We start from the raw sequence: 24809 nt of genomic DNA on the forward strand, positions 1-24809 counted from the left end.
TTGGTTTGTGTTTGTCCCGCTGCTGGTGGTGACGGCCGTGGCCACGTTCCAGGTGGGCAGTCACGTGAAGCCGGAGTTCGAGGCGACCGGGTCGATCCTGCTCCTGCCGCCGACCGGCAAGCCGGTACCGCCGCCGGCCGGCAAGCCAGCCCCGCCGGCCAACCAGTGGGCCGAGGCCGGGCCGGTGCAGATGGCACAGGCCGTCCTGATCAGCCTGGAGAAGCAGGCCAGCCGGGAGAAGGCTGCCTCTGCCGGGTACGAGCCGGGTTACAAGCTCGCCATCGTCCCGCGCAGCGCCATCATCACGGTGACCGTCACGTCGATCAGCTCCGCGAAGTCGAAGGCCACCGTCCAGTACGTCGTCAAGCTCATCTCCGACGAGGTCAACGCGAAGCAGAAGGCGTTCGAGGCCCAGCCGACCCTGAAGATCAGCACGGAGAGCCTGGACGGTGAGGGCACGGTGAAGACCGTGACCACCGGCGTGCGCCGCGCCCAGATCGGGATCGCCGGCGGCGGCCTGCTCGCCACCGTCATGATCACGGTACTGGTGGACGCGATCATCCGGCTGGTCCAGCGGCGCAGGGAGCGCATCCTGCGCACCTCGGTCCGCGCCCAGGCGCCCGTCCAGGTCAGCAAGGCCGCTGCCAAGGACAACAAGCCGGCGGACGCGACGATGGTCATCCCGGTGATCCGCGACGACACCGAGCCGACCATGCCGCTCCAGTAGTCATGACCTCCCTACCCCTCGGCAGCACCGCACCCTCGGCACCCGGCCCGGCGAAAGCCGCCAACCCCGGCCCGGCCAATCCCGGGCTGGCGCTGATCCGGATCGCGCTGAGCCCCGCCGGGCTGCTGGCGACGGTCGTGCTGCTCATCTTCGTGCTGCCGGCCCGGGTGATCGTGCCCGGCCTGACCAGCATCGGGCGGCCCGGCACCCTGCTCGCCATCATGCTGCTGCTGTTCTGGCTGCTGGCCAGGGTCCACCCCGACCTGACCGCACGGGGCAGGCAGCCGATGCGCTGGGGCGTCGCCGCGTACTTCCTGGCCCTGCTCGCCTCCTACATCTCCGGTGAGCTGCGCGGCCTGACGGTCATCGAGGCCAACAACTCCGACCGGACGATGATGGCCGCCGCCGCCATGCTGGGTGTCGCGCTGCTCGCGGCCGACGGGCTGAAGAGCCGGCGCCAGCTCGGGCTGCTCATGCGGACACTGTTCTGGTGCGGCGTGTTCATGTCCGTCGTGGGCATTCTCCAGTTCGCGCTGCGCAAGGACATCACCCTGTACATCCAGCCGCCAGGGCTGGCCTTCCAGGCTCCCCCGGTCGGCTTCTCCAACCGGGGCGCCGGCGGGCTGGTCAGGGTGGCGGGCACCGTCGGGCACTACATCGAGTTCAGCACGCTGATCGCGGCCGTGGTGGTGCCGCTGGGGCTGCACTACAGCAAGTACGCGGTGCGCAGCCTCGAACGCCAGCTGATCGCGGTCGCCACGGTGATCAGTGCCTGCGCGATCCCCCTGGCCCTGTCCCGGACCGGCATCATCGCCATCGCCATCTCGATGGTCGTCACCGGGATCGCGTGGGGCTGGCAGCGCCGGATCGTGATCGGCATCGCCTCGGTCATGACGATGGCGGTGTTCAGCGTGATCCGGCCCGGCCTGCTCGGCACGCTGCGCGCGTTGTTCATGGCGGAGAACGACCCGAGCATCAGCGGCCGGACCGACGACTACGCCAGGGTGTTCCCGCTGATCAGCGAGCGGCCCTGGCTGGGCAGGGGCACCGGGACCTTCGTGCCGGAGCTGTACTTCCTGCTGGACAACCAGTGGCTGCTCACCCTGGTGTCCTCCGGTGTCGTCGGGGTGGCCGGGCTCGTTGTCCTGTTCAGCACGGGTGCCGGGCAGGGGATCGCCGTGTGGCGCAAGGCGTCACGGGAGTCCGACCGGCACCTGGCCGCCGTCCTGGTCGCCGGGCTCGCGTCGTTCGCGTTCTCGGCGTTCACCTTCGACGCGCTGTTCTTCACGAGTTTTGTGGTGACGTTCGGGCTGCTGCTGGGCGCCGTGGGGGCGCTCTGGCGGATCAGCGGATCGGGGAGGCCCCATGACCGGTACTGACATCCTCATGATCACTTTTGAACGGCCGGAGTACGTCCGGCTGTCGCTGCCCCGGCTGCTGGAGACCTGCGGGGACGGCGACCGGGTGTGGCTGTGGCACAACGGCGGGCACGCCGAGACCCTGGCGGTGGCCCGGGAGTACGCGGACCATCCGAAGGTGGCGAAGTTCCACCACAGCCCGGAGAACGTCGGCCTGCGTACCCCGACCAACTGGCTGTGGGCGGAGTCCGACGGCTCTTATATGTCCAAAGTGGACGACGACTGCCTGGTGACGCCGGGCTGGATCGAGACGCTGCGGGCCGCCCACGAGGCCGTGCCGGAGTTCGGCGTGATCGGCAGCTGGCGGTTCCTCGACGAGGACTACCGGCCGGAGCTGGCGTCCCGCAAGACCGCCGAGTACCCGGGGGGGCACAAGCTGCTGCGCAACCACTGGGTGCAGGGCAGCGGGTACCTGGCCAAGCGCGCGGTACTGGAGGGCATCGGGCCGCTGACCGAGCAGCACTCGTTCACGACGTGGTGCCTGGAGGCGGCGCAGGCCGGGTGGGTGAACGGCTGGTACTTCCCGTTCATCCCCGAGGACCACATGGACGACCCGCGCAGCCCCAACACCGTCTACCACACGGACGAGGACCTGCTGGCCAGGCTGCCGCTGTCGGCGAAGACGACGGGCGTGCGGACCATCGCGGACTGGACGGCCCAGATGCGCCGGTCGGCGGAGGTGGCCCAGACGGCGAGCCTCGACCTGCGGGAGTACTTCGGCTGGCGGAAGACGAAGCGTTCCGTGATCCGGCGGATCCGGCGGACCCTGACCGGCAAGGCGCCCTGGTGACCGTGCCCGCCTCCGGCGCTACCGTCGTCGTCCCCGCGCACAACGACGCGGCCGGGCTGGCCAGGCTCCTTCCCGAGCTGGCCGGCCTGGACGTGATCGTCGTCGCCAACGGCTGCACGGACGACACGGCCGGCGTGGCCCGGGCGGCCGGAGTGCGGGTGATCGAGCTGCCCGAGGCCTCCAAGGCGGCGGCCCTGAACGCCGGCGACGCCGAGGCCGGAGGCTTCCCCCGGATCTACCTGGACGCCGACGTGCGGGTCACTGGCGCCGGCGTCCGGGCCCTGATCAGCCTGTTCCGCGACGAGCGGGTGCTGGCTGGGACCGTCCGGCGCAAACTCGACGTCAGCGGCCGGCCGTGGGTGCTGCGCGGCTACTACGCGGTGCAGGACCGGCTGCCGGTGTACCAGAAGGCGCTGTTCGGGCGGGGCATCATCGGCCTGAGCGAGCAGGGCCGGGCCCGGTTCGAGACCTTCGGCGAAGGCGGGCTGATCGCCGACGACCTGTTCCTCGACCGGCTCTTCACGGCCGAGGAGAAGGCCGTCGCCGACGCGGACTCCCTTGTGGACACATCACCGGACACCGGAGCTCTGATCAGCAGGCTGGCGCGCGTCCGGACCGGCACAGCGCAGCAGGGCCCGACCGGCAGCCGGACCGCGTGGATCAGGGTGACCGCGCCCCGGCCGTGGCTGTGGCCGGCCGCCGTCTGCTACGCCGCCATCACCCTCGCGGCCGACCGGCGGCGGAAACGAGCACCCGTGACCTGGGAGGTAGCCCGGTGACCGCCAGAGTGACGGTCGTCCTCGTCGCATACAACACCCGCGAGCTCATCCTGAAATGCCTGGCCGGCCTGCCGTCCGATGTGGACGTGATCGTGGTCGACAACTCGCCGGGCGACGCGGAGGCCGAGGCGATCGAGGCCGCCTACCCCGCCGTCACGGTGATCCGCTCGCCGGAGAACCTCGGCTTCGGCCGGGCGGTCAATCTGGCTGCGGCTCAGGCCACAACCCCTTATCTGTTACTCGTTAACCCCGACACGGAACCGGTCGGTGACCCGGTCGCATCGCTCCTGGCCCACGCGGAGGCCAGCCCGGCCCGCGGTATCTACGCTGGGCGCACCCTCACAGCCGCACAGCTGGACGACGGCCGGTCCGTGTTCGGCCTGCCGTCCCTGTGGGGATACCTCTGCTTCGCGGCCGGGCTCTCCTCGGTGTTCCGGAAGTCGCGGCTGTTCAACCCGGAGGAGCTGCCGGGGCTGTCCCGGGCGGCCGGCGGGCCCGTACCTGCGGCGTCCGGCTGCCTGCTCCTCGTCGAGCGCGCGCTGTTCGAGGAGCTGGGCGGCTTCGACCCCCGCTACTTCATGTACTCCGAGGACGTCGACCTGTCCTACCGCGCGGCGAAGCTGGGGCGCGGGCCGGTGCTCGTACCGGAGGCGATGGTCGTGCACGTGGGTGGCGCCTCGTCGAGCAGTACGAACAAGAGGGTCATGGTCCTCAAGGGCAAGGTGACCTTCGTCAGGCTGCGCTGGCCCGCCGCGAAGGCCCGGCTGGCCCTGGGCCTGATCAGTGCCGGGGTGTGGCTGCGCAGCCGCGCGGGGGCTGGCTGGCGGGAGGTCTGGGCCAAGCGGGGAGAGTGGCGGGCAGGCTGGCTGTGATCACCTCCGAGCTGCTCAACGAGGACACCCACCAGGTGACCCCTCGCCGCCCGCTCTGGTTCGTGCTCGTGATGATCGGCCTGGTCCTGGGGGCCGTGGCCGTCCTCGGTGGTTTCAGCCTCGTCCCCGACCCGGAGCCGGCCGGGCACGAGCGGCCGCTGGCCGGCGCCCAGCCCAGCGACGCCGGGCCGGTACCGACGAAGGTCCACCGGCCCGCCGACCCGGACGCGCAGCGCACGACGGGCACCCGGACGGACACCACGGGCTGGCCCGGGCCCTCGAACACGGGAGTCCCGGCGGGGCGCGCGCTGACCCCGATGGGCGGCATGAGCATCACCAGGGACGGCACGGTCATCGACGGCGCGGACATCACCGGCTGCGTGACCGTCAAGGCCAGCAACGTGACGATCCGCAACAGCCGGATCCGGGGCGCGTGCGCGGTCGGGACGGTCCGGACCGACCTCTATGGACTGACGCTCAACACGCGCCTGGAGAACGTGGAGGTCGATGGGCAGCGCCGCGCCCCGACCTGGCCGCTCATCGTCGGCTCGAACTTCACCTGCCTGCGGTGCAACCTGCACAGCGGCGGCAGCCAGCTCCACTTCACCGACAACGTGACGGTGCTCAGCTCGTGGCTGCACGACCCCTACCAGGCCGGGACGAGCCAGAACAGCGCGATGGCCAGCCACGGGGGCGGCGGCAGCGTGATCCGGGGCAACACACTGGACTGCGGCACGGCGGAGAACTGCTCGGCGGCCCTGGCACTGTACGGCAACTTCGGCCCGATCCACGACGTGCTGATCGAGGGCAACCTGCTGTCGGGCGGCGCCTACTGCATGTACGCGGGCAGCCTGCCCACCCGGCCCTTCCCGGTCGCCACGAACGTGCGGGTGGTCGGCAACGCGTTCGCACGAGCACCGTACGCGCGCTGTGGTTTCAACGGGGCCGCGACAGCCTGGGTACGCGACGGCGGCAACGAATGGCGCGGCAACTACTGGAACGAGCCGGGCCGCCCGCCGGTACCTGACCCGGTGGCGGAAGCGGCTCAGCGGCGCCGCTGAGCGCCAGGCCGCTCCCCCGGCCAGCACGTCCCGCAGTGAGACAATCGGGCATATGGGTATCCAGCAGATGCACCACGTCAGCGTCGTGGTGGACGACCTCGACGCGGCCAAGGGGTTCTTCACCGAGCTCGGGATGGAACTCGAGGACGAGATGCCGGTCCACGGGCCCTGGGTCGACCGGATCAACGGGCTCGACGGCGTCCGGGTCGACATCGCGATGATGCGGACCCCGGACGGCCACAGCCGGCTGGAGCTGACGAGGTTCCGCTCCCCGGCCCTGACGGCAGCCGAGCCCGGCAACGCGCCGCCGAACACGCTCGGGCTGCGCAGCGTCATGTTCGCCGTCGACGACCTCCGCGACGTCCTCGCCCGGCTGCGCGCGCACGGAGGCGAGCTCATCGGCGAGGTGGTCCCGTACGAGGACATCTACCTGCTCTGTTACGTGCGGGGGCCCGGGGGCATCATCGTCGCCCTCGCCGAACCACTCAAGGACGCGGTACGTCCTTGAAGGCCGCCAGGGTGCGGTCGGCGTAGGCGCTGGAGTCCCCGGCGGACATCTCGCCGGACCAGTCGCGCGGCAGCGGGTACGCGGCGGGGTTCACCCGGCGGACGATCTCGTCGAGCACGGTCTCCGCGTCGCCGACCCACAGGTGCTTCGCGCCGTCGATGCCGATCACCTCGGCCTGCGGGACGACCGAGAAGCGTTCCCGGGCCTCGGCGGGCCGCAGGTAGTCGTCGAACTCCGGCACGAGAGCTGTCAGCCGCTTGCCGTCGGCAGCCCAGGCGTCCAGATCGGACGGTGCGGAGAAGCGCAGCGGCGGCGAGAGCAGGACAGCACCCTTCACCTCCGGGTCGAGCCCATACTTGAGCACCAGGTCCGTGCCGAACGACCAGCCGATCAGCCAGATGTCGGGCAGGTCGCCGAACTCCGCGAACTCCAGCGCGGCGGCCACGTCGAAGCGCTCGGTCTCCCCGTTGCCGAACTCGCCCTCACTGGTGCCACGGACACTCGACGTACCCCGCGTGTTGAAGCGCAGGACGGCCAGGTCGGCGAGGGCCGGGAGACGCCAGGCCGCCTTGCGGTACACGTGGCTGTCCATCATCCCGCCGTGCGTCGGCAGCGGGTGCAGGCACACGAGCGTGGCGACCGGATCCTTCCCGGCGGGCAGCGCCAGCTCCCCCACCAGCTTCAGGCCGTCGGCCGTGTGCAGCTCGATGTCCTCCCGCCGGGCCGGCAAGATCGAGTTGGCGCGGATGAGGGCCACGGCTGAGTCCTTCCGAAGAGCGGGCCGTACGAGGGGGTCCGTACGTGAGGGGGCTTCCAGTGCGATTGTCTCCGTGCGAGCGGCGGCGGCGGCCAGGATCAGCGGGAAAAGCGACCGCGATCACGGGACGGCGGGCGGCCTTCAGTACTTCGGGGCCGACCGGCCGCGCTGGAGCCGGGGAGTCCGGTGCTGCCGCGAACGCCAGCACGGGGTGTGCCAGTGCCGCCGGTCCCCCGGGTCGCCGTCCACCTGCCACGCAACCACGTGCGGCACGCCGGACGGGATCTCCTGGTCGCAGCCAGGACAGCGGTACACCTTGCCGGTGCCGCTGCCCGCGAGCGTGCGGACCAGCCAGTCACCATCGGCGGCGGGCTCGACGGAATCCAGGGATCGGCGCGCCCGGCCCTCGTCGTCAGCCTGGTCGCGCAGTCGGCGGTTATGACGGGGGCTCACGTTCAGAAGAATAACCGGCCGCCGCCCGGGTCGCGGACCGGCGCTGGCCAGTCGATCATGGCTTGTCAATCGGATATCAGCGGGCTGAACGGGCCGGGCCGGGCGATTCCGGACAGCGCTTGGCACGCCATCACGCGGCCAGGGTGCGCGGCTCCGGGCGCAAGGCTCCGGCTGCGGGGGCCGGGGGCTGCGGCACGGGTACAAAATGATGGGTTTGATCTGACGCGAGGCGGCCCGCGCCACCAGGGGCTACTTGATCGACAAGGGGATGACTCTGCCGGTGACCGGGGCAGTGCAGGCTGCCTTGTCGCAGACCTGGTAGGTGAGCTTGACCTGGATCTGGCCCGGCTTGTCGTCCGGGCGCTTGACCGGCTGGGTGGCCCGGACGGTGGTCGAAGAGTAGACCTGGACGGTGAAGTCCTTGCGGGTGACCGGGGTCGGCAGACTCGGCTCGCCGTCGGCGGTGGCGGCTCCGGACACCTCGATCTTCAGGCCGGCCACGACGCGGGCACCCGAGGCCACCGGCTTGAGGGTCACCCGGATCTTGTCGCCGGCGAGCACGCCGTTCTGGAACTCCACCTTCACCTCCGCCCCGCCCTCGGTGAAGGTGGCCGGCTCTGCCTTGCCCCCGCCGCCGAGCAGCAGGGAACCGAGCAGGATCACCGCGAGCACAGCTGCGGCGATGATGATGACGCGCTTGGTCACGTCGGCGCTCCGAGGGGGTGGAGTCGGGCGGTCCCGCCACTGTGGTGGCAGTCCTACCACTATGGCGGTCAGTCCGGCGTGAGGTCCAGCCGAGAAAGCCAGCGGGCTGGATCTGTTTCCAGACAGGAGGTTTCCCTGCGGAACAGATCCAGCCCTGATGGCCGGCGCGTACCGGTTACGGCGTGCTGTAGTCCCGGAAGCCCCGGCCGGCCTTGCGGCCCAGGTAACCGGCGGTCACCAGGTGCTCCAGCAGAGGGGCCGGCGCGAAGCCGGGCTCGCGGAACTCCAGGTAGAGCTGCTTCTGGATGGCCAGCGAGACGTCCAGCCCGACGACGTCGAGCAGCTCGAACGGCCCCATCGGGTAACCGCAGCCCAGCTTCATGGCGTAGTCGATGTCGTCCGCCGTCGCGTAGCTGGCTTCCAGCATCTTGACGGCGTCGTTCAGGTACGGGAACAGCAGCGCGTTGACCACGAAACCGGCCCGGTCCGCGCACACCACCGGGCGCTTCCCGACGGCCTCGCACACCGCGACGGCGGTGGCCAGCGCGGACGGGGAAGTCCTGATGGTCCGGACGACCTCGACGAGGTTCATGACCGGGGCCGGGTTGAAGAAGTGCAGGCCGACCACGTCCTCCGGCCGGCCGGAAGCCATCGCGCACTCGATGACCGGCAGGGAGGAGGTGGTCGTGGCCAGGACGGTACCCGGCTTGACGATCTCGGCGACCGCCTCGAACAGGACCTTCTTGACGCTGACTTCCTCGACGACGGCCTCGACCACGAGGTCCACACCGGACAGGTCGTCGAGCTTGTGCGCGGCGGTGATCCGGCCGAGGGCGGCGTCACGGTCCTCTTCGGACAGCTTTCCGCGTACGACGGCCTTGGCGAGCGACTGCTCGATCCGGGCCAGCGCCCGGGCTGCCTGCTCGGCGCCCCGCGCGACGAACGTGGTCGCGTAACCCGACTTGGCCAGCACCTCGACGATGCCCGTGGCCATCGTGCCGGAGCCGACGACACCGATCCGGCTGACCGGGCGGGCCTCGGCCTCCGGGATCGGGGCAGGCTCCGGGTCGCTGACGACCACCGGGGAACCGGCCTTCTCGTACGTGTAGAAGCCCCGGCCACTCTTGCGGCCGAGCAGCCCGGCCGTGACCATCTGCTTGATCAGCGGCACCGGGGCGTGGCGGCGGTCGCGGCCGCCCCGCTTGTACATGGTGTCGAGGATTTCGTATGCGGTGTCGAGGCCGATCAGGTCCATCAGCGCGAGCGGGCCCATCGGCAGGCCGCAGCCCTGCTTCATCGCGGAGTCGATGTCCTCACGGCTGGCGTACTTCGACTCGTAGAGCGCGACGGCGTGGTTCAGGTACCCGAAGAGCAGGGCGTTGGCGATGAAGCCCGCCCGGTCGCTGATCGTCACGTCGACCTTGCCGAGCCGGGTGCACAGCGCCTCGATCTCGTCCACGACGGACTGCTCGGTGACCACCGTGCGGATGATCTCGACGAGCTTCATGATCGGGGCGGGGTTGAAGAAGTGCATGCCGATCACGCGGTTCGGCCGGTGGGTGGCGACCGAGATCTCGGTGACCGACAGTGAGGAGGTGTTGGTGGCCAGGATGGTCTCCGGCTTGCACACCTGGTCGAGCTCGGAGAAGATCGCGCGCTTGAGCTCCAGCCGCTCCGGCACGGCCTCGATCACGAGGTCCACATCGGCCAGGGAGGGCAGGCCGACGGCGAAGGTGACCCGGCTGTGCAGCTCGTCGCGGGCGGCCTCGGTGAGCTTGCCCTTGGCCACGGCCCGGTCGGTCGAGCCGGACAGGGTCGCCCTGCCGCGCTCCAGCGCCGCCTCGGTGATCTCGACACCGAGCACCTCGACCCCGTTGCGGGCGAAGACCTCGACGATGCCGGCCCCCATCGTGCCGAGCCCGACCACGCCGACCTTGTTGATGCCCGTCACGCCGCCTCCTCAAGCCTTACAGTCCGGGAGCAACGCTAGCAGTGCCAGCGGCGGGAGCGGAATGCACCACATCACAAGGGTTACTTGCGAGTAAGGACGGGTCTAGACTTCGTATCACCCCCGGCTAGGAGATAGATCATGACCTCATCTGGCGTCCGTGTCTCCGGTACCCCCGTCATCGAGCAAGATCAGCTGATCTCGACCAGCCCCGCGACCGGTGAGGAGGTCGCCAGGCTGCCCGTGGCCGGTCCCGAGCAGGTGGCAGAGGCCGTCGCCGCGGCGCGTGAGGCCGCCACCTGGTGGCGGGAGCTGGGCTTCACCGGGCGCCGCCGGCGGCTGCTGGCCTGGCGGGCCACCCTGGTCCGCCGGCTCGACGAGCTGACACTGCTCATGCACCGCGAGGGCGGCAAGCCGCTCGCCGACGCGCTGGTCGAGTCGGCCGGGGCTATCGACCACATCGCGTGGGCAGCCAAGCACGCCAGGAAGGTGCTGGGCATCCGGCGGGTCGGCGGGACGCTGCTCCAGTCGGAGTACACGGCGCACCTGGAGTACCAGCCCTACGGGGTCGTCGGCGTGATCGGGCCGTGGAACTATCCGGTGCTGACGCCGGTCGGGTCGCTGGCGTACGCGCTCGCAGCCGGCAACACCGTCGTGTTCAAGCCGAGTGAGTACACGCCGGGTGTCGGGCAGTTCCTGGCGGACACGTTCGCGCAGGCCGTGCCGGAGCATCCCGTGTTCGGGATCGTGCACGGGCTCGGCGACACGGGTGCCGAGCTGGTCAGCTCCGGCGTGGACAAGATCGCGTTCACCGGGTCGACCCGGACAGGGAAGCGGGTGCTGGCGGCCGCGGCCGAGACGCTCACCCCGGTACTCCTCGAGTGTGGCGGCAAGGACGCACTCATCGTGACGGCGGACGCCGACCTGGACGCAGCGGCAGAGGCCGCGGTCTGGGGCGCGATGATGAACGCCGGGCAGACCTGCGTCGGCATCGAGCGCATCTACGTCGTCGAGCCTGTCTATGAAGCGTTCCTGGCCAAGCTCACCGAGCGGGCCGGGGCGCTCAAGGTCGGCGCCGAGCCGGAGGCCGACATCGGCCCGATGACGATGCCCGGCCAGATCGACGTGGTCCGCAGGCACATCGACGCCGCGCTGGCCGATGGCGGGCGGGCCGTCCTGGGCGGGGCCGACGCTGTCCGGCCGCCGTTCGTGCACCCGACCGTGCTGGTCGACGTCCCGGAGACCTCGGCGGCGGTGTGCGAGGAGACCTTCGGCCCGACAGTCACGGTCGCCAGCGTCGCTGACGTGCGCGAGGCCGTGGCCAAGGCCAACGCGCTGCCCTACGGCCTCGGCGGCGCCGTCTTCGGCAAGTCGGACGCGATGGCGGTCGCGCGGCAGCTCAAGTCCGGCATGACCTCGATCAACTCGACGATCTCGTTCGCCGGCATCCCCTCGCTGCCGTTCGGCGGGGTGGGCGACTCCGGGTTCGGCCGGATCCACGGGGCCGACGGGCTGCGCGAGTTCGCCCGGCCGAAGGCCATCGCGAAGCGCTGGATGCCGTCGGTGGTGAAGGTGCTGACCTTCGACCGCAAGCCGCGCGACGCCAGGCTCACCCGGCTGGCACTGCGGCTCCTGCACGGCCGCCGCTCATGATCGTGGGACCCCTCACGTCGCCATAGGAGCATGAGGGGTCCCACCATCACAGGTTTCCTGGGGAGGGACGAGCGGCCGGGCCGAGGCGGGCCATCGCCCGGGGAATGTTGCCCTTCCGCCCCCGCCAGCGGAGGTGGGAGGGCACGAGCAGCGCAGCCTTCCGCAGCAGGCGGAGGCGGCGTTCGGCCGCGCGGACGGGGATCGGCCTGCGGCCGTACAGCTCGGTCGCCCACGACGGCAGCAGCGAGTAGGCGAGACGGCCGATCGGCTGCCAGCCCGCCCGCATCGGCGGGTTCACCGGCGGGTACATGAGGAAGGCGTAGATCTCGTCCGACTCGGCCGTCCGGCGCAGCTGCGGCCGGGACCGCTCGAAGAACAAGGACATTTCTTCCCTGGTACCGGGCACAGCGGCCGGATCCAGCCCCACCAGCGCCGCACTCGCCCGCTGCTCGGTGAGATACCGGTCGGCCAGGGCGTCCGTGAGCGGGAAGCCAGCGCGGCGCACAACGTCCTGATAGGACCACACCTCGGCGCAGTGCACCCACCGGAGCAGCTCGGGATCGTCCACGCGGTGCGTACCGTCGACACGCAGCGCGGCATGGATCCTGCGCACCCGCGCACCGGCCTGCTCGGCCGCCTCCGCCGTCCCGTACGTCGAGACGCTCACGAACAGCGCCGTCTTCATCAGGCGGCCGAGCGGGTCCGTGCGGAAGTCGGAGTTCTGGAGGACGCCCCGGACGGCGAGCGGGTGGAGGGCCTGCAGGAACAGCGCGCTGACCCCGGCGACCCACATCGCGGGGTCGGCATGGAGCTGCCAGGTCACGCTACGCGGCCCGAACAGGCCCTCGTCACCGCTCATCCTCCGAGCGTAGGTCCCGTAGCGTTCAGCCGAACGTGAGCCGGATGTTCGTCACCTGGGCCGCCGGGTACTTCAGGTCGGGGCGCTGGACGATCTTGAGGACGTAGAAGGCCGGCCCGCTTCCCGCACCCGGTCACGGTGAGCGCCGTGGCGGTGATCAGGAAACCGGTGCCGAGAAGGCGGGGCAGAGCGGTCATGGACCCTCCTCGCATTCGCTTGACTCGATGCGTTGCGCCGATCATTACAGTGTTCTGATGGATCTGCATCTCGATATCGAGCTGGGCGAGCACGCCGGTCCTGGCCGGCGGGCCGCCCTCGAACGCGCGCTGCGCGAGGCGATCCAGGACGGGCGGCTCCCGCCGGACACCCGGCTCCCGTCGACCCGGGCACTCGCCGCCGAGCTGCGGCTGGCGCGCGGCACGGTCAGCGCGGCCTACGACCAGCTCGCCGCCGAGGGGTACCTGCTGGCGCGGACGGGCTCCGGCACCGTCGTCGCCGGGCGGCAGGCCCCGGCCGTGCGGTCCAGCCGGGTACCCGGGCCGGCCAGGCCACGGTTCGACCTGCGGCCCGGTACGCCGGACGGGTCGGCGTTCCCGGCCGAGGCGTGGCTGCGGGCGACGCGGAAGGTGCTCGCGACGACGCCGGGCGAGGCGTACGGGTACGGCGAGCCCGAGGGGCGGATCGAGCTGCGCGCCGGGCTGGCCGCCTACCTGGGCCGGGCACGCGGCGTGCTGGCCGACCCGGGGCAGATCGTGGTCACCAGCGGGTACGTGCAGGCACTGTCCCTGCTCGCCGGGCTGTTCGCCGGGCAGCGGGTCGCGATGGAGGACCCGTGCCTCGGCTTCCACCGCGACGTCGTCCGGCGGGCCGGCGCCGAGGTCGTCCCGCTGCCCGCCGACGAACGGGGCGCGCGGACCGACCTGCTCACCGGGGACGTCCGGGCGGTGGTGCTGACGCCGGCGCACCAGTACCCGACGGGGGTCACGCTGCACCCCGAACGGCGGCATGCCGTGGCCGAGTGGGCCCGGCGGCACGGCGGGCTCGTGATCGAGGACGACTACGACGGCGAGTTCCGGTACGACCGGCAGCCGGTCGGGGCGGTGCAGGGCATGGCGCCCGGCCACGTCGCCTACGCGGGAACGGCGTCGAAGACCCTCGGGCCCGCCCTCCGGCTCGGCTGGCTCGTCCTGCCCGGGCACCTGCTCGGCCCGGTGCTGGACGCGAAGCGGCACGCCGACCTGCACACCGAGCACATCGGGCAGCTCGTCCTCGCCGAGCTGATCGCCAGCCACGGCTACGACCGGAACATCAGGGCCGCCCGGCTGCGGTACCGGCGGCGGCGCGACCTGCTGATCGGGCGGCTCGGGGAGCGGTACCGGATCGGCGGGGTCTCGGCTGGCCTGCACGCGCTGCTCCACCTGCCGTCCGGCGGCCCGGCCGAGGAGGACATCCTCGCCGTGGCCGCGGCCCACGACCTCGCGATCGGGACGCTCGGCGAACACTGGCACACCCCGGGCGAGCATCCGGCCGGGGTCATCATCGGCTACGGCACGCCTTCGGAGACCCGGTACAGGGAAGCCCTGCCGGTGCTGGAAAAGGTGCTCGCCTCTGTCCACTAGGGACGAGGGGCCGATTGTTTAATCTGAGTCAACGGCCGTGGTCGCATCGCGCATTGATACAGGTCAGCGCGGGTTGGAGAGTGGAGTCAGCACTGGAACCCCATCCCTCCCGCTCGAAGGACCCACCGTGGCAGCCGTCTCCGCCCCCGTCACCTCTTCCCCGACCCGCGCACTGCTCACCGCCGGACTGATCGGCGGTCCGCTGTGGGCGGCCATCTCGCTCGGCCAGGCCGCCACCCGGGAAGGCTTCGACCTCACCCGGCACCCGCTGAGCGCCCTCAGCACCGGCGCACTGGGCTGGCTCCAGATCACCAACTTCCTCGTCGCCGGGCTGCTGGCCACCGCGGGAGCCGCAGGGCTGGCGCGGGCGATGCGCGGCACGCCGGGCGGGGTCTGGGTGCCCCGGCTGGCCGGGATCAGCGGGCTCGGGCTGATCGCGGCCGGGCTGCTGGTCGTCGACCCGGGCAACGGATTCCCGGCCGGGACTCCGGACGGGCCGCCCGCCACGATGTCGTGGCACGGGATCGGGCACATGGCGGCCGGTTCCGTCTCCTTCATCGCGCTGATCGCCGCCTGCTACGTCCTCGGCAGGCACTTCAGCCGGGCGGGTGCGCGCGGTTGGGCCGTCGCGTCCCGGGTGGCCGGCACGGCACTGCTGATCGGCAACCTCTGGGCCATGTCCGGCAGCCCGGGCGGCTCGCTGGCCATCGCGATCGGCGGCATCACGGCGATGGTGTGGGTGTCGGTGGTCGCGGGACGGTACCGGTAAGGGCGGACAGCGTGCGGCCGGGAGTCCACCGGGGACTCCCGGCCGCACGTGTCAGTGCCTGTACCTGCGGGCCAGGGCTACCAGCACCGCGCCGAGCAGGACCAGCGCCCCGCCGAGCCCGGCGACCATGCCCGCCCGGTTGCCCGAGACGGGGATGATGTCGTACCGGTTGGTCAGCGTGACGACGACGTCCCGCCCGGGGCCGACCTCCGGGTTCGCGTAGTCCGCCGGGCTGGCCGTCAGGGAGTGCACGGCTCCGGCCGCCGCTCCCGTACTCGTCTCGGTCACCGTGCACGTCGCCGGGTCGATGGCCCTGATCGGCTCGGGGAGCTGGGCCGGGCCGGGCTGGCCTGCCGGGAGGACGACCTGGCCGCCCGCGCCGCTGGTACAAGATATGTCCACAATGGCCGGACCGGATCGCGCGTCCGGCGGGCCCTCCGCGAGCTTGACGACCTGCAACGTGCCCGCAGGCAGCAGCCGGTACGTGAAGGTGCACTCGATGTGCAGCGTCGGGAGCGGGAAGTTGACCGTGACGAAGGTGCCGGCGACCTTCAGCAGCGCGGCACCCGGCGAGCAGGAGACATCCGTCCGGTACCAGTGCCCGGTCACGCTCAGCGGCGGCGTGACGTCGATCAGGTAGGCGCTCGTCGTGATCATCGGGTCGAGCGGGTCGCCTGTGGCCGTGACCGGGGTCTTCTCCGCCGTCGTCTCCGCCGAGACGACCCGCCGGTTGTCTTCTGGATCGGCCACGGCCTCGTTCATCGGAGTCACGTTGAACGCGGCGCGGCCGGTGCCGCCCTCCGTGACCAGGTTCAGCGTCAGGCTGCCGACGTAGTTGTAGCTGTTGTGGACGTGGCAGTCCATGTTCGCGTTCGCCGTGAGGGTGACGGTTGCGCTGTTGCCGTTCACGGGGACCGCGACGCCGTTGCAGTGCACCGAGTCCAGCCGCCACGGGCCGAGGCCGATCGCACCGGGGACGGTCTCGGTGAGCGTGTACGTGCCAGCTGGCAGGCCGGTGATCGGCTCGGCCGACACCGTGACGTCCGGCTTCTTCGTCGTCAGGCTCAGGTCGCGGGTGATGCCCTGGCCAGACAGGCTGAGGGCGAACGTGCCGGTGGTCTGCGTGCTCGTCTTCCGCAGCACCAGGCCCGTCACGGTCGGCGGCCGGTTGGTGTACGTGCAGGTCACGGTGTCACCCGCGACCAGCCGGATGTCGGCCTGCCCTCCGGTGACCGTGACGGCGCTGCCACCGGGGGCCGCGCAGGCCAGCGACTCCAGGGTCCAGCCGTCGAGGCCGTCCTCCGTGATCCGCCACAGCGGGTCCCCGGCCCGGGTCGCCGCCCTGGTGAACCGGGTCTCGGCCGGTTTGCCGCCCTCGACGCGGAGATTGAAGGCACCGCCGCGCGCGTACGACACGTTGCCGCCGAAGCCGAACGTCTCGGTACCCGTGCCCGCCGTCACCTGCTTGCGGACCACGATCGTGCCCTCGGGTACCCGGGTGTCGATGTAGTAGCCGAAGCAGAAGACGTGCCGATAGCCGGCCGGGAAGTCGACGTACTCGACGTTGTCGGCGTTGTTGTTGTCGCCGGAGCAGCGGATCGTGCCGAAGGCGCCGCCGCCCGGCACGCGGCCGCCGAGCAGCGGTTCGGCCGGGGTGCCACCCTGCATCGTCAGCCAGCCGCGCGACACCCGGCCGAGCTGCGCCTGGGTCAGGGTGACGGTCACGGCTCCGGCCAGGGTCTGGCCGGTGGGCCTGCCGGTGCGGTCCAGCAGCGGGACGCTCGCGGCCGTCGGCGGCGTCGGCGCGTCCGGCCCCGTCACGGCCGTCAGCCCGTTCACCCGGTCACCGAAGCCGCCGCCCGTCGTGAACTGCCAGCCGGTCAGCGGCCGGCACGCCGGGTTGTTCGCGGCCTCGATGGCCGGGTCGATCTGCTGGCCGTAGGCGTAGACCGAGTCCTTGCCCAGGTCACGCAGGCTCTGCTGGATGTTGTTCCGCGCCCGGTTGGCCATGATGTCCGTGTACCCGGCGCAGGTCCTGGCCGCGAACGTCACCTGGTAGACCGGCGCGGCGGCCTGGTGCACGTTCGACACGGCGTCCGCGTGCGCCACGCCGGGCACCAGGACCGCCACCAGGGCCGCCGGCCAGGCCAGCAGGCCGGACATTCCCGGCAACGAAAGCCTTTTAACCCCCATAAACAGGGCATTATGCCGGTACCGGGGGCCGTCCGAACTTTGCGGCACAACCGGCTCGGTAGAGTGGTTCGGTGCGTCTCGTGATTGCCCGCTGTTCCGTGGACTACGTCGGACGGCTCACCGCCCACCTGCCCCTGGCCACCCGGCTCCTCCTGCTCAAGGCGGACGGCTCGGTGTCCATCCACGCCGACGACCGGGCCTACAAGCCGCTGAACTGGATGTCGCCGCCCTGCAAGCTCGAAGAGGCCGACGGGCTCTGGCGCGTGATCAACAAGGCCGGCGAGGAGCTGCGGATCACGATCGAGGAGATCCTGCACGACAGCTCGCACGAGCTGGGCGTCGACCCAGGCCTCCGCAAGGACGGCGTCGAGGCCCACCTGCAGGAGCTGCTCGCCGACAACCCCGGCACGCTCGGCAAGGAGTTCACCCTGGTCCGGCGGGAGTACCCGACCGCGATCGGGCCCGTCGACCTGATGTGCCGGGACAGCACCGGCGCCCACGTGGCCGTCGAGGTCAAGCGGCGCGGCGAGATCGACGGGGTCGAGCAGCTCACCAGGTACCTGGAGCTGCTGAACCGCGATCCGCTCCTCGCGCCGGTCAGCGGGCTGTTCGTGGCCCAGGAGATCAAGCCGCAGGCCCGGGTGCTGGCCAACGACCGGGGCATCCGGTGCGTGACCGTCGACTACGACCGGCTGCGCGGGATCGAGAAGGACGAACTGACCCTGTTCTAGCCGCCGTACCCGGTAGCGTCGGAGCATGCTCGAAGCGCTCACCGGTACCGGGCTCGCGGCCTCAGCTGGGCTCAACGCGTACATCCCGCTGCTGATCGTGGGGCTGCTCGGCCGGTACACCGACCTGATCACGCTCCCGCAGACGTGGACATGGCTGAGCAACGGCTGGGTGCTGACGATCCTCGGGATCCTGCTGGCGATCGAGGTGGTCGCCGACAAGATCCCGGCCGTCGACAGCATCAACGACGTCGTGCAGACCGTGGTCCGGCCCACGTCCGGCGGGCTCGCGTTCGGCGCGGCCTCGTCCTCGGAGACCGTGGCGGTGGCCGACCCCGGCTCGTTCTTCTCCGGCAACCAGTGGGTGGCCGTGGTGTCCGGCATAGTGATCTCGCTGGTCGTGCACGGGATCAAGGCACTGGTCCGCCCGATGGTGAACGTGGTGTCCCTCGGCTTCGCAGCACCCGTAGTGTCGGCAGCGGAGGACTTCACGAGCGTCGTGATGTCCTTCGTCGCGATCATCATCCCGGTGCTGGTGCTGCTGTGCCTGGCCGGGCTGGCCTTCGGGGCGTGGTGGCTGCTCAGCAGGCGCAGGCGGCGGACACCGAAGGGCGGGCGGGTTCTGAGTCCAGACTAGACTCGGCGATCGTGCGTCTCCGTCAGTTCGCGACACTGGTCATCACCGTTTCCACCGCCCTCGCCGGGCTCTCCGCCTGCGGGCTGAAGACCCCGCCAGCGTCCCGCCCGGCGAACAACGCGCCGTCGCCGGTCGCGGCGGGCAGCGCTGAGCCCGGGCCGGGCGCGGAGACGGCCAGCCCGGCGGCGAGTCCCGTGCCGAGCGGTACGCCGGGTGCCGCGCCGAAGGGCAGGCCCGCCCCGGTGGTGAACAACGGCAGCCGGTCCGGCAACAAGGTCGCGCTGACCTTCGACGCCGACCTGACAGAGGCCATGCAGGCCAACCTGCGCTCCGGCAAGGTCAAGTCCTACGCGAACACCCGGGTGCTCGACGTGCTGGAGGCGCAGAAGGCCCCCGCGACGTTCTTCATGACCGGCAAGTTCATGGAGCAGTACCCGGACTTCACCCGGCGGATCGCGAAGAACACCGGCTGGGAGCTGGCGAACCACTCCTACAGCCACAAGGGCTTCACGCCCAAGTGCTACGACCTCGGCCAGATCCCGCCAGCCCAGATGGCCGGCGACGTGTCGAGGACGGCGAAGATCCTCGAAGGGTTCGGCGGCAGGCAGTCAAAGTACTTCCGGTTCCCCGGGCTGTGCCACGACCCGGCCGCGCTGAGCGCGCTCGGCACGCTCGGCATGACCGTGGTGGACGGTGACGTGGTCGGCGGCGACCCGTTCGCCAAGAACGCCGACGCGATCGTCAACGCCGTGCTCAGCCAGGCCAAGCCGGGCTCTGTCGTGATCCTGCACTGCACGGACGTGACGGCTCCGGTCACCGACCTGGCCCTGCCGAGGATCATCGCCGGGCTGCGGGCCAAGGGCCTCGAACCGGCCCCGCTGTCCGAGGTGCTCGGAGCGTAGTCCCGGCCAGTTCTCCTACGGAAAGGTGCCGGTCCGGCGCGGTTAGTAGCGGGGAACCGTTCATTTTGGGACAGTTGATTTCACACACCCTTGGAGGTGCCGGTTGGCTAGCGTTGCCGAGGTCAAGGCCGCGATCGACACCGCGCTGGAACATGTCCGCGAGGGTCAGGACGTGGTGACAGCTGCCGGGGAGAAGCTGAACGAGGCGCAGGGCGCGCTGTCCATCGCCCTCGACGGCAGCGGGCACGAGGCAGTACTGGCCTGCCACGCCGCGCTCGCCCAGGCCTCCCTCGAACTCGAGGAGTGCCTGGCTGCCACGGCCGCCGCCGTGGAGCAGGCCGAGCAGTACGTCGCGACGCTGTAGCCGGGCAGGCAGCGCATGTCCGTCATCCAGGAACTGGGCGCCAGCCTCAACCGCGCCTCAGACGCGCTCCCGCTGGCAGAGATCAGGCTGGCCGCCGACCGGGTGGAGGCCGCGACCGGGCTGCTCGGCTACGTCCTGCACACCACGTCCCGCTCGATCGGGCTGGCCCAGCTCGCCGCGGCCACCACGCGGCTGGAGCAGGCCTACGCCACGATGGCCCGGGCGCAGGAGATCCTCGCCGAGTACCAGCTCGCGATCGGGCTGGGGGTCGCGGTGCCGGTCTCCGCGCCGGTACAGGTGAAAGAGAAGGTCCACGAGCACACGCCGCAGGAGAAACCGGAACCCCGGCCGACACCTGCCCTGGACGACTGGTGGGCGAGCCGGATCGACGTGGTGACCATGCTCGACGAGCCGGTGGAGAAGAAAGAGGACGACAAGCCGCCGAGCACGGCCGACCTGCTGCGCCTGACGGCGAACCTGGTGCGCCAGGAGCAGCCGAAGCCGCTGCGGGCCGAGCTGTCGAAGGCCGGCCCGGCCGTGGGCCTGCGGCTGACCGCGCTGTGCGCGCCGATCCTCAAGGAACTGTCCACGGAGATGCTGCAGCGCGACCCGCGTCCCGAGGACGTGCCGGAGCTGCGCAAACGGCTGGACAAGTGGACGAGCAAGGCCCTGCCGGGCCTGCCGGCCCAGCTGCCGGACATCCTGCTCGGCCGGGCCTGCCACGCCGAGCCCTCGCACGGCGCGCACGGCGTGCCCGAGCATCCGGTGGACTCGGCTGTCGGCGGCGCGGTGCTGGTGGGCGCGCTGCTCGCCGCGCTGCGCCGGCCACCGGAGACGCTGCGGATCGCCGAGGAAGCAGCCTGACGTGAGCACGAGCGGGGACTGGGGACAGTGAAGAGGACAGCGGTCGCCGCCGAGGTCGGCCGGGCACTGGGGCAGGCCAGGGGTGCCACGCGGGTGGCGGCGGAGGCCGCTGCCGATCTGCTGCGCGAGGCCGAGCTGCGGCTGGCCGGGCTGGAGGCCGACGCGGCCGGGCACCGGTCGGAGCTGGAGGCCGAGCGGGAGGCGCGGCGCGGGGCGAGTACCGCGCGGGTCAGGGCCGAGATCGAGGAGTGCACGACCGCGATCACCGGCCTGGTCGGCCCGGAGAACGCGCCGTGGCCGTCCTGGGAGGTCACCGAGCCCGAACGCGGGTCGGCCCCCGAGCTGTACCGGGTCGGCCACCTCACCCGCGAGATCCCCGCGATGCTGCCGCTGCTCGACCGGGCGCACCTGTCGGTCTCCGTCGACCCCGACCAGGCCGTACCGCTGGTCGCGACGCTGCTGCTGCGCGCGCTCGGCAGCACCCGGCCGGGCGGCATCACGCTGAGCGTCTACGACCCCGAGCAGCTCGGCGGTACCCTGGCGGCCTTCGCTGCGCTGTCGCCGGCCGGGCTCGCCAGCTTCTACGGCCCCGGCAGCCTCACCGGCCTGCTGGACGAGGTCGTGGAGGAGATCCGCCGGATACACGAGACGGTGCTCGCCGGGGAGTACGGCTCGCTGCGGGAGCTGGCGGCCAGTACGGGACGGCGGCCGGAGCCGTGGCGGATCGTCGTGATCCTCGGCGACGGGAGCATCGGGGACGGGATCGACGACCTGAGTGACCGGCAGCGCGCCCAGCTCGACCGGATCGCCCGGACGGGCGTGGCGTGCGGGGTGCACCTGATCACCGTCGGGGTGCCGATCTCGCCGGCGGAGAACGTGGACGGCACGGTGTCCGGGCTGCCGGTGGTGTTCGACGCGCCGCCGCCCGCCGAGCTGATCACCGGTACGTGCAAGCGGATCGCCGAGGTCGTCGCGGCTGGCCCGGCCCCGGGCGTCTTCGCCGACCTGCTGCCGGAGAAGCTGTGGACGGAGTCCTCGGCCGCCGGGCTGACCGCTCCGGTCGGCGAGGCAGCCGACGGCCGGCTCGTCGACGTCATGCTGGGCGACGCCCCGCCGCACGCGCTGGTCGGCGGGCCGTCCGGCTCCGGCAAGACCAACCTGCTGTACGCGTGGCTGGGCGCGCTGTGCAGCCGCTACTCCCCCGACGAGCTGGAGCTGTACCTGCTCGACTTCAAGGAGGGCGTGTCCTTCGCCCGCTTCGCCCGTGGCCGGCGCGACCCGAGCTGGCTGCCGCACGTGAAGCTGGTCGGCGTCAACGTCAACTCCGACCGGGAGTTCGGCCTGGCGCTGCTGCGGTTCCTCGCTGCCGAGCTGCGCAGGCGCGCCGAGGCGGCCAAGGAGCACGAGGCGACGAAGCTGGAGGAGCTGCGCGCGGAGGATCCTGGCGGGCGCTGGCCGCGAATCGTGGCCGTGATCGACGAGTTCCAGGTACTCCTGGGGGCCGGCCGTGACCCGGTGAGCACCGAGGCGGTGATCCTGCTGGAGGACCTGGCCCGGCGCGGCAGGTCGCAGGGTATCCATCTCGTGCTGGCCAGCCAGGACATCGGCGGCATCGAGGCGCTGTGGGGCCGGTCGGCGCTGGTCTCCCAGTTCACGCTGCGGATCGCGCTGCCGAAGGCCCGCCGGATGATGGCGGACAACAACCTGGTGGCCGACGTGATCCCCCGGTACCACGCCCTGATCAACCCGGATTCCGGCGCGCTGCCGGCCAACCGGGTCGTGCAGGTGCCCGACGCGGGTGGCCGTGCCGTCTGGGAAGAACTCCAGCAGCGGCTGTGGTCGATGCGCTCCCCCGACCTGCCCGAGCCTCGCCTGTTCGACGGCGACCTGGTGCCGCCGCTGCCCCTGGAGACCCCGTCCGGCCCGGTGCCGATCGCCTCGCTCGGCGAGACCATCGACGTCGAGGGCCGGCCGGCGATCCTGCGGATGACCAGGGCGCCGGGCCGCAACCTGGCCGTCATCGGTACCCGGCTGGCTGAGGCGTGCGCGATCCTCGGCTCGGCCGCGATCACCCTGGGCCGGCAGCACGCGCCCGGCACGGCCAGGTTCACCATCGCCTGCCTGGAGCCCGACGCGCGCGACACGGCCGGGAGCCTCGCCGCCCACCTGATGGGCATGGGTCATGTGCCGGAGTACCACACGGACCGGATCGGGCCGGTGTTCGAGGAGATCTCACTGTCCCTCGAAGGGCCGCACTACGTTTTCGTGTACGCGGCGGACGCGGCTGGCCCGGCCGTCCGGCCCGCGATGCGCCGGGTCCTCCAGTCGGGGCCGGAGTCGCGGACGCACATGCTGGGCTGGTGGCGCTCGGTACCCCGGCTCAAGGACGACCTCGGCGGGGCCGGCAGCCAGGTGGCCCGGCTCGACTCGATCGGCGCGTGGGTGGCGCTGGACGTGCACGGCTCCGACATGTCCTCGCTGTACCCGGCCGGCAACACCCTCAGCTGGTACCCGAGGGAGCACCGGGCACTCTTCTTCGACCGGGCGCACCACCGGCTGCCCGAGATCATGATCCCGTACAGGGTGGCCTGATGAGCGCTGTCGTGGAGTACCAGGCCCTGGTCGCCCGGGTGGCCGCCGCCGTGGAGGCCGGCACCGCTGAGGCGCGGGGAGCCGACGCGGCCTTCGTCGCCGGGGTACAGGGCATCGAGGCCAGGCTGGAGTCGGCCCGGGCGGCCGTCGCCGGAGCCCGGGAGGCGAAGGTCCGCGCCGACGAGGAGGTGGCCCGGGCCGACAGCACGGCGGAGCGGGTCTGGCGGGACGCGCGGTCCTATGTGGGCAGGCGGGCGGCGAAGAAGCTGCCGGACATCCCGGAGATCCAGCTGGCCCCGGCTGGCACGGATCCCGAGGCGCTGCTGTCGGCGGCGAAGGACACGATGGCCAAGGCGCGCCGTGGCGAGTGGTCACCGGAGCCGGTCAGGTACGCCGGGATTCTAGCCGTCCTCATTGGAGCAGTCGCCGCTGCGTCAATTTTCGGACTCGCCCGCTTCCTCCTCGGCCTGGGATCCGGTAAGGAACTGTGGGCACACGCCCTGGCCCAGCTGGCGGTGTTCGCCTCGCCGTTCGCGGGAATTCCGCTGGTGGTGGCCGGAATGGCACGGTTCTGGGGCCAGCGCACCGGTGTCGGGACCGTGGCGCTCACTGTTCTCGGGGGTTTGGTGGTGAGCTGTGCGCTGACGTTCCTCATCCGCTGAAGCGGGGTAGCAAGTTTTCGCTCGGCCAGACAAGCTGGAGTACGTGGAGTTGTCCGCCCAGGAGGCGATGGGAACGTTCCGCCGGGAGCTCACTGCCTGGCGGGAGCGGCGCGGTCTGTCCAAAAAGCAGCTCGGCACGCTCATGCTGTTCGACCCCTCCTACGTCAGCCACATCGAGAGTGGCAGGCACCGGCCCACCGAGGACTTCGCCCGGCGGGCCGACGACGTGCTGCGCGCCGAGGGCGAGCTGCTCAGCCTGTGGCGGGCCTACGACGACTCCCGGCCGCGCCGCAGCGTCCCGGCCCCGCCCGCCGAGCGGCTGACGGGCGAGCTGATGGTGGAGCACGAGGAAGCGCTGATGCGCTACGACGGCGAGCGCTACTGGGTGACCATCCGCCGCCAGCTCTACAACGGGCACGCGGACCCCGTCGCGAGGTACTTCGTGAAGATCGCCGTCGACGAGCTGGCCAACTCGCCGCTCACCTGGGCCGAGCTGGGCCTCAAGGCCACCTGCCGCGGCCTCGACATGGACTGGACGGCCAACCTGGACCTGGCGGCCCTCAAGGAGATCTGGCTCCTCTTCGAGAACCCGGCCGGGCGCTTCCCGCTCTATCCCGGCGAGCGCACCTGGATCGAGTACTCGTACACGGTCAACCGGGAGAAGTGGGGCTCCTGGTTCCAGCGGGCCGTCCGGCTGCCCACCAGCCGCCTCACGGTGAAGATGCGCTTCCCCGCGGATCTCGACCCGAAGGTGTGGGGCATGGAGATGCTGATGACCAGCTCGCGGGGCGCGCCGGTGAGCCTGATCGACAGCACCCGTGAGGGCGAGTTCATCGACTACAGCTTCGACACGGCCTCCCCGCCCCTGCACGCCAGGTACCGGTTCGAGTGGTCCTTCGCTGTCCCTGGCCACGCATCGCGCGAGGTCGACTCGCGAGCCTGATCAGCA

General features: G+C 71.4%; 24 protein-coding genes. 18 read left to right on the forward strand and 6 right to left on the reverse strand.

The window, feature by feature from the left end:
- The first annotated feature begins 7 nt into the window (after positions 1-7).
- From A3G1_RS0119690 to A3G1_RS0119725, 7 genes are read left to right on the forward strand one after another with little or no spacing between them, the layout of a single operon-like run.
- Positions 8-727 (forward strand): hypothetical protein, encoded by a 720-nt coding sequence (locus A3G1_RS0119690; protein WP_018351202.1) that lies wholly within the window; start codon positions 8-10, stop codon positions 725-727.
- A gap of 2 nt (positions 728-729) precedes the next feature.
- Positions 730-2106 carry an O-antigen ligase family protein gene (locus tag A3G1_RS35710; RefSeq protein WP_018351203.1) on the forward strand — a complete coding sequence of 459 codons (1377 nt, stop codon included), beginning with the start codon at positions 730-732 and terminating at the stop codon, positions 2104-2106.
- Complete coding sequence (locus A3G1_RS0119700) at positions 2093-2935, forward strand: glycosyltransferase family 2 protein (RefSeq protein ID WP_018351204.1); 843 nt, start codon at positions 2093-2095, stop codon at positions 2933-2935. Before A3G1_RS35710 ends, A3G1_RS0119700 begins: the two co-directional genes overlap by 14 nt.
- On the forward strand, positions 2932-3714 hold the full coding sequence (locus A3G1_RS35715) for a glycosyltransferase family 2 protein (RefSeq protein WP_018351205.1): 783 nt from the start codon (positions 2932-2934) through the stop codon (positions 3712-3714). The genes A3G1_RS0119700 and A3G1_RS35715 overlap by 4 nt, the downstream gene beginning before the upstream one ends.
- Positions 3711-4586 (forward strand): glycosyltransferase family 2 protein, encoded by an 876-nt coding sequence (locus tag A3G1_RS35720; protein WP_018351206.1) that lies wholly within the window; start codon positions 3711-3713, stop codon positions 4584-4586. The genes A3G1_RS35715 and A3G1_RS35720 overlap by 4 nt, the downstream gene beginning before the upstream one ends.
- Positions 4565-5647, forward strand: coding sequence for a right-handed parallel beta-helix repeat-containing protein (locus A3G1_RS0119720; protein WP_018351207.1), 1083 nt, complete (start codon positions 4565-4567; stop codon positions 5645-5647). The genes A3G1_RS35720 and A3G1_RS0119720 overlap by 22 nt, the downstream gene beginning before the upstream one ends.
- Positions 5648-5699: 52 nt before the next feature.
- Positions 5700-6155: a VOC family protein gene (locus A3G1_RS0119725; RefSeq protein WP_018351208.1), complete on the forward strand. Its 456-nt coding sequence runs from the start codon at positions 5700-5702 to the stop codon at positions 6153-6155.
- Here A3G1_RS0119725 and A3G1_RS0119730 read toward each other — a convergent pair.
- From A3G1_RS0119730 to A3G1_RS0119745, 4 genes are all read right to left on the reverse strand, one after another.
- Positions 6133-6912 (reverse strand): alpha/beta hydrolase, encoded by a 780-nt coding sequence (locus A3G1_RS0119730; RefSeq protein WP_018351209.1) that lies wholly within the window; start codon positions 6910-6912, stop codon positions 6133-6135. The two genes, A3G1_RS0119725 and A3G1_RS0119730, sit on opposite strands and share 23 nt — an antisense overlap.
- Positions 6913-7053: 141 nt before the next feature.
- Complete coding sequence (locus tag A3G1_RS0119735; RefSeq protein ID WP_018351210.1) at positions 7054-7365, reverse strand: hypothetical protein; 312 nt, start codon at positions 7363-7365, stop codon at positions 7054-7056.
- Positions 7366-7614: 249 nt separating this feature from the next.
- Entirely contained in the window at positions 7615-8070 is a 456-nt protein-coding gene (locus A3G1_RS0119740) for a protein-disulfide reductase DsbD domain-containing protein (protein WP_018351211.1), read from the reverse strand.
- Between the two features lie 175 nt (positions 8071-8245).
- Positions 8246-10021, reverse strand: a complete 1776-nt coding sequence (locus A3G1_RS0119745) for a 3-hydroxyacyl-CoA dehydrogenase family protein (protein WP_018351212.1) — start codon at positions 10019-10021, stop codon at positions 8246-8248.
- Between the two features lie 138 nt (positions 10022-10159).
- Here A3G1_RS0119745 and A3G1_RS0119750 point away from each other — a divergent pair, with 138 nt between their 5' ends.
- Complete coding sequence (locus A3G1_RS0119750; RefSeq protein ID WP_018351213.1) at positions 10160-11671, forward strand: aldehyde dehydrogenase family protein; 1512 nt, start codon at positions 10160-10162, stop codon at positions 11669-11671.
- Between the two features lie 46 nt (positions 11672-11717).
- Here A3G1_RS0119750 and A3G1_RS0119755 read toward each other — a convergent pair whose 3' ends face one another.
- On the reverse strand, positions 11718-12530 hold the full coding sequence (locus tag A3G1_RS0119755; protein ID WP_018351214.1) for an oxygenase MpaB family protein: 813 nt from the start codon (positions 12528-12530) through the stop codon (positions 11718-11720).
- A gap of 254 nt (positions 12531-12784) precedes the next feature.
- On the opposite strand from A3G1_RS0119755, the gene pdxR reads away from it, so the two are divergent.
- Both pdxR and A3G1_RS0119765 read left to right on the forward strand, forming a co-directional pair.
- Positions 12785-14149, forward strand: coding sequence for a MocR-like pyridoxine biosynthesis transcription factor PdxR (gene pdxR / locus A3G1_RS0119760; protein WP_018351215.1), 1365 nt, complete (start codon positions 12785-12787; stop codon positions 14147-14149).
- Between the two features lie 127 nt (positions 14150-14276).
- Entirely contained in the window at positions 14277-14918 is a 642-nt protein-coding gene (locus A3G1_RS0119765) for a DUF998 domain-containing protein (RefSeq protein ID WP_018351216.1), read from the forward strand.
- 51 nt (positions 14919-14969) lie between these two features.
- On the opposite strand, the gene A3G1_RS0119770 is transcribed toward A3G1_RS0119765, so the two are convergent.
- Complete coding sequence (locus tag A3G1_RS0119770; RefSeq protein WP_018351217.1) at positions 14970-17081, reverse strand: prealbumin-like fold domain-containing protein; 2112 nt, start codon at positions 17079-17081, stop codon at positions 14970-14972.
- A 101-nt stretch (positions 17082-17182) separates the two neighbouring features.
- Between A3G1_RS0119770 and nucS the strand changes: the two genes are divergently transcribed.
- From nucS to A3G1_RS35730, 8 genes are all read left to right on the forward strand, one after another.
- Positions 17183-17842 (forward strand): endonuclease NucS, encoded by a 660-nt coding sequence (gene nucS, locus A3G1_RS0119775; protein WP_026212307.1) that lies wholly within the window; start codon positions 17183-17185, stop codon positions 17840-17842.
- A gap of 25 nt (positions 17843-17867) precedes the next feature.
- The gene (locus A3G1_RS0119780) at positions 17868-18476 is read left to right on the forward strand and encodes a DUF4126 domain-containing protein (RefSeq protein ID WP_018351219.1); all 609 of its coding nucleotides are present in this window, start codon (positions 17868-17870) and stop codon (positions 18474-18476) included.
- A gap of 11 nt (positions 18477-18487) precedes the next feature.
- Positions 18488-19378: a polysaccharide deacetylase family protein gene (locus tag A3G1_RS0119790; protein WP_245563532.1), complete on the forward strand. Its 891-nt coding sequence runs from the start codon at positions 18488-18490 to the stop codon at positions 19376-19378.
- Positions 19379-19481: 103 nt separating this feature from the next.
- Positions 19482-19742, forward strand: a complete 261-nt coding sequence (locus A3G1_RS0119795) for a hypothetical protein (protein WP_018351222.1) — start codon at positions 19482-19484, stop codon at positions 19740-19742.
- 15 nt (positions 19743-19757) lie between these two features.
- Positions 19758-20606, forward strand: coding sequence for a hypothetical protein (locus A3G1_RS0119800; protein WP_018351223.1), 849 nt, complete (start codon positions 19758-19760; stop codon positions 20604-20606).
- A 27-nt stretch (positions 20607-20633) separates the two neighbouring features.
- The gene (locus tag A3G1_RS0119805) at positions 20634-23198 is read left to right on the forward strand and encodes an FtsK/SpoIIIE domain-containing protein (RefSeq protein WP_018351224.1); all 2565 of its coding nucleotides are present in this window, start codon (positions 20634-20636) and stop codon (positions 23196-23198) included.
- Positions 23198-23860, forward strand: a complete 663-nt coding sequence (locus tag A3G1_RS0119810) for a hypothetical protein (RefSeq protein ID WP_018351225.1) — start codon at positions 23198-23200, stop codon at positions 23858-23860. The genes A3G1_RS0119805 and A3G1_RS0119810 overlap by 1 nt, the downstream gene beginning before the upstream one ends.
- 43 nt (positions 23861-23903) lie before the next feature.
- On the forward strand, positions 23904-24803 hold the full coding sequence (locus A3G1_RS35730) for a helix-turn-helix domain-containing protein (protein ID WP_211216345.1): 900 nt from the start codon (positions 23904-23906) through the stop codon (positions 24801-24803).
- Positions 24804-24809: the final 6 nt, after the last annotated feature.

Source organism: Longispora albida DSM 44784 (assembly GCF_000379825.1).
GTDB lineage: Bacteria > Actinomycetota > Actinomycetes > Mycobacteriales > Micromonosporaceae > Longispora > Longispora albida.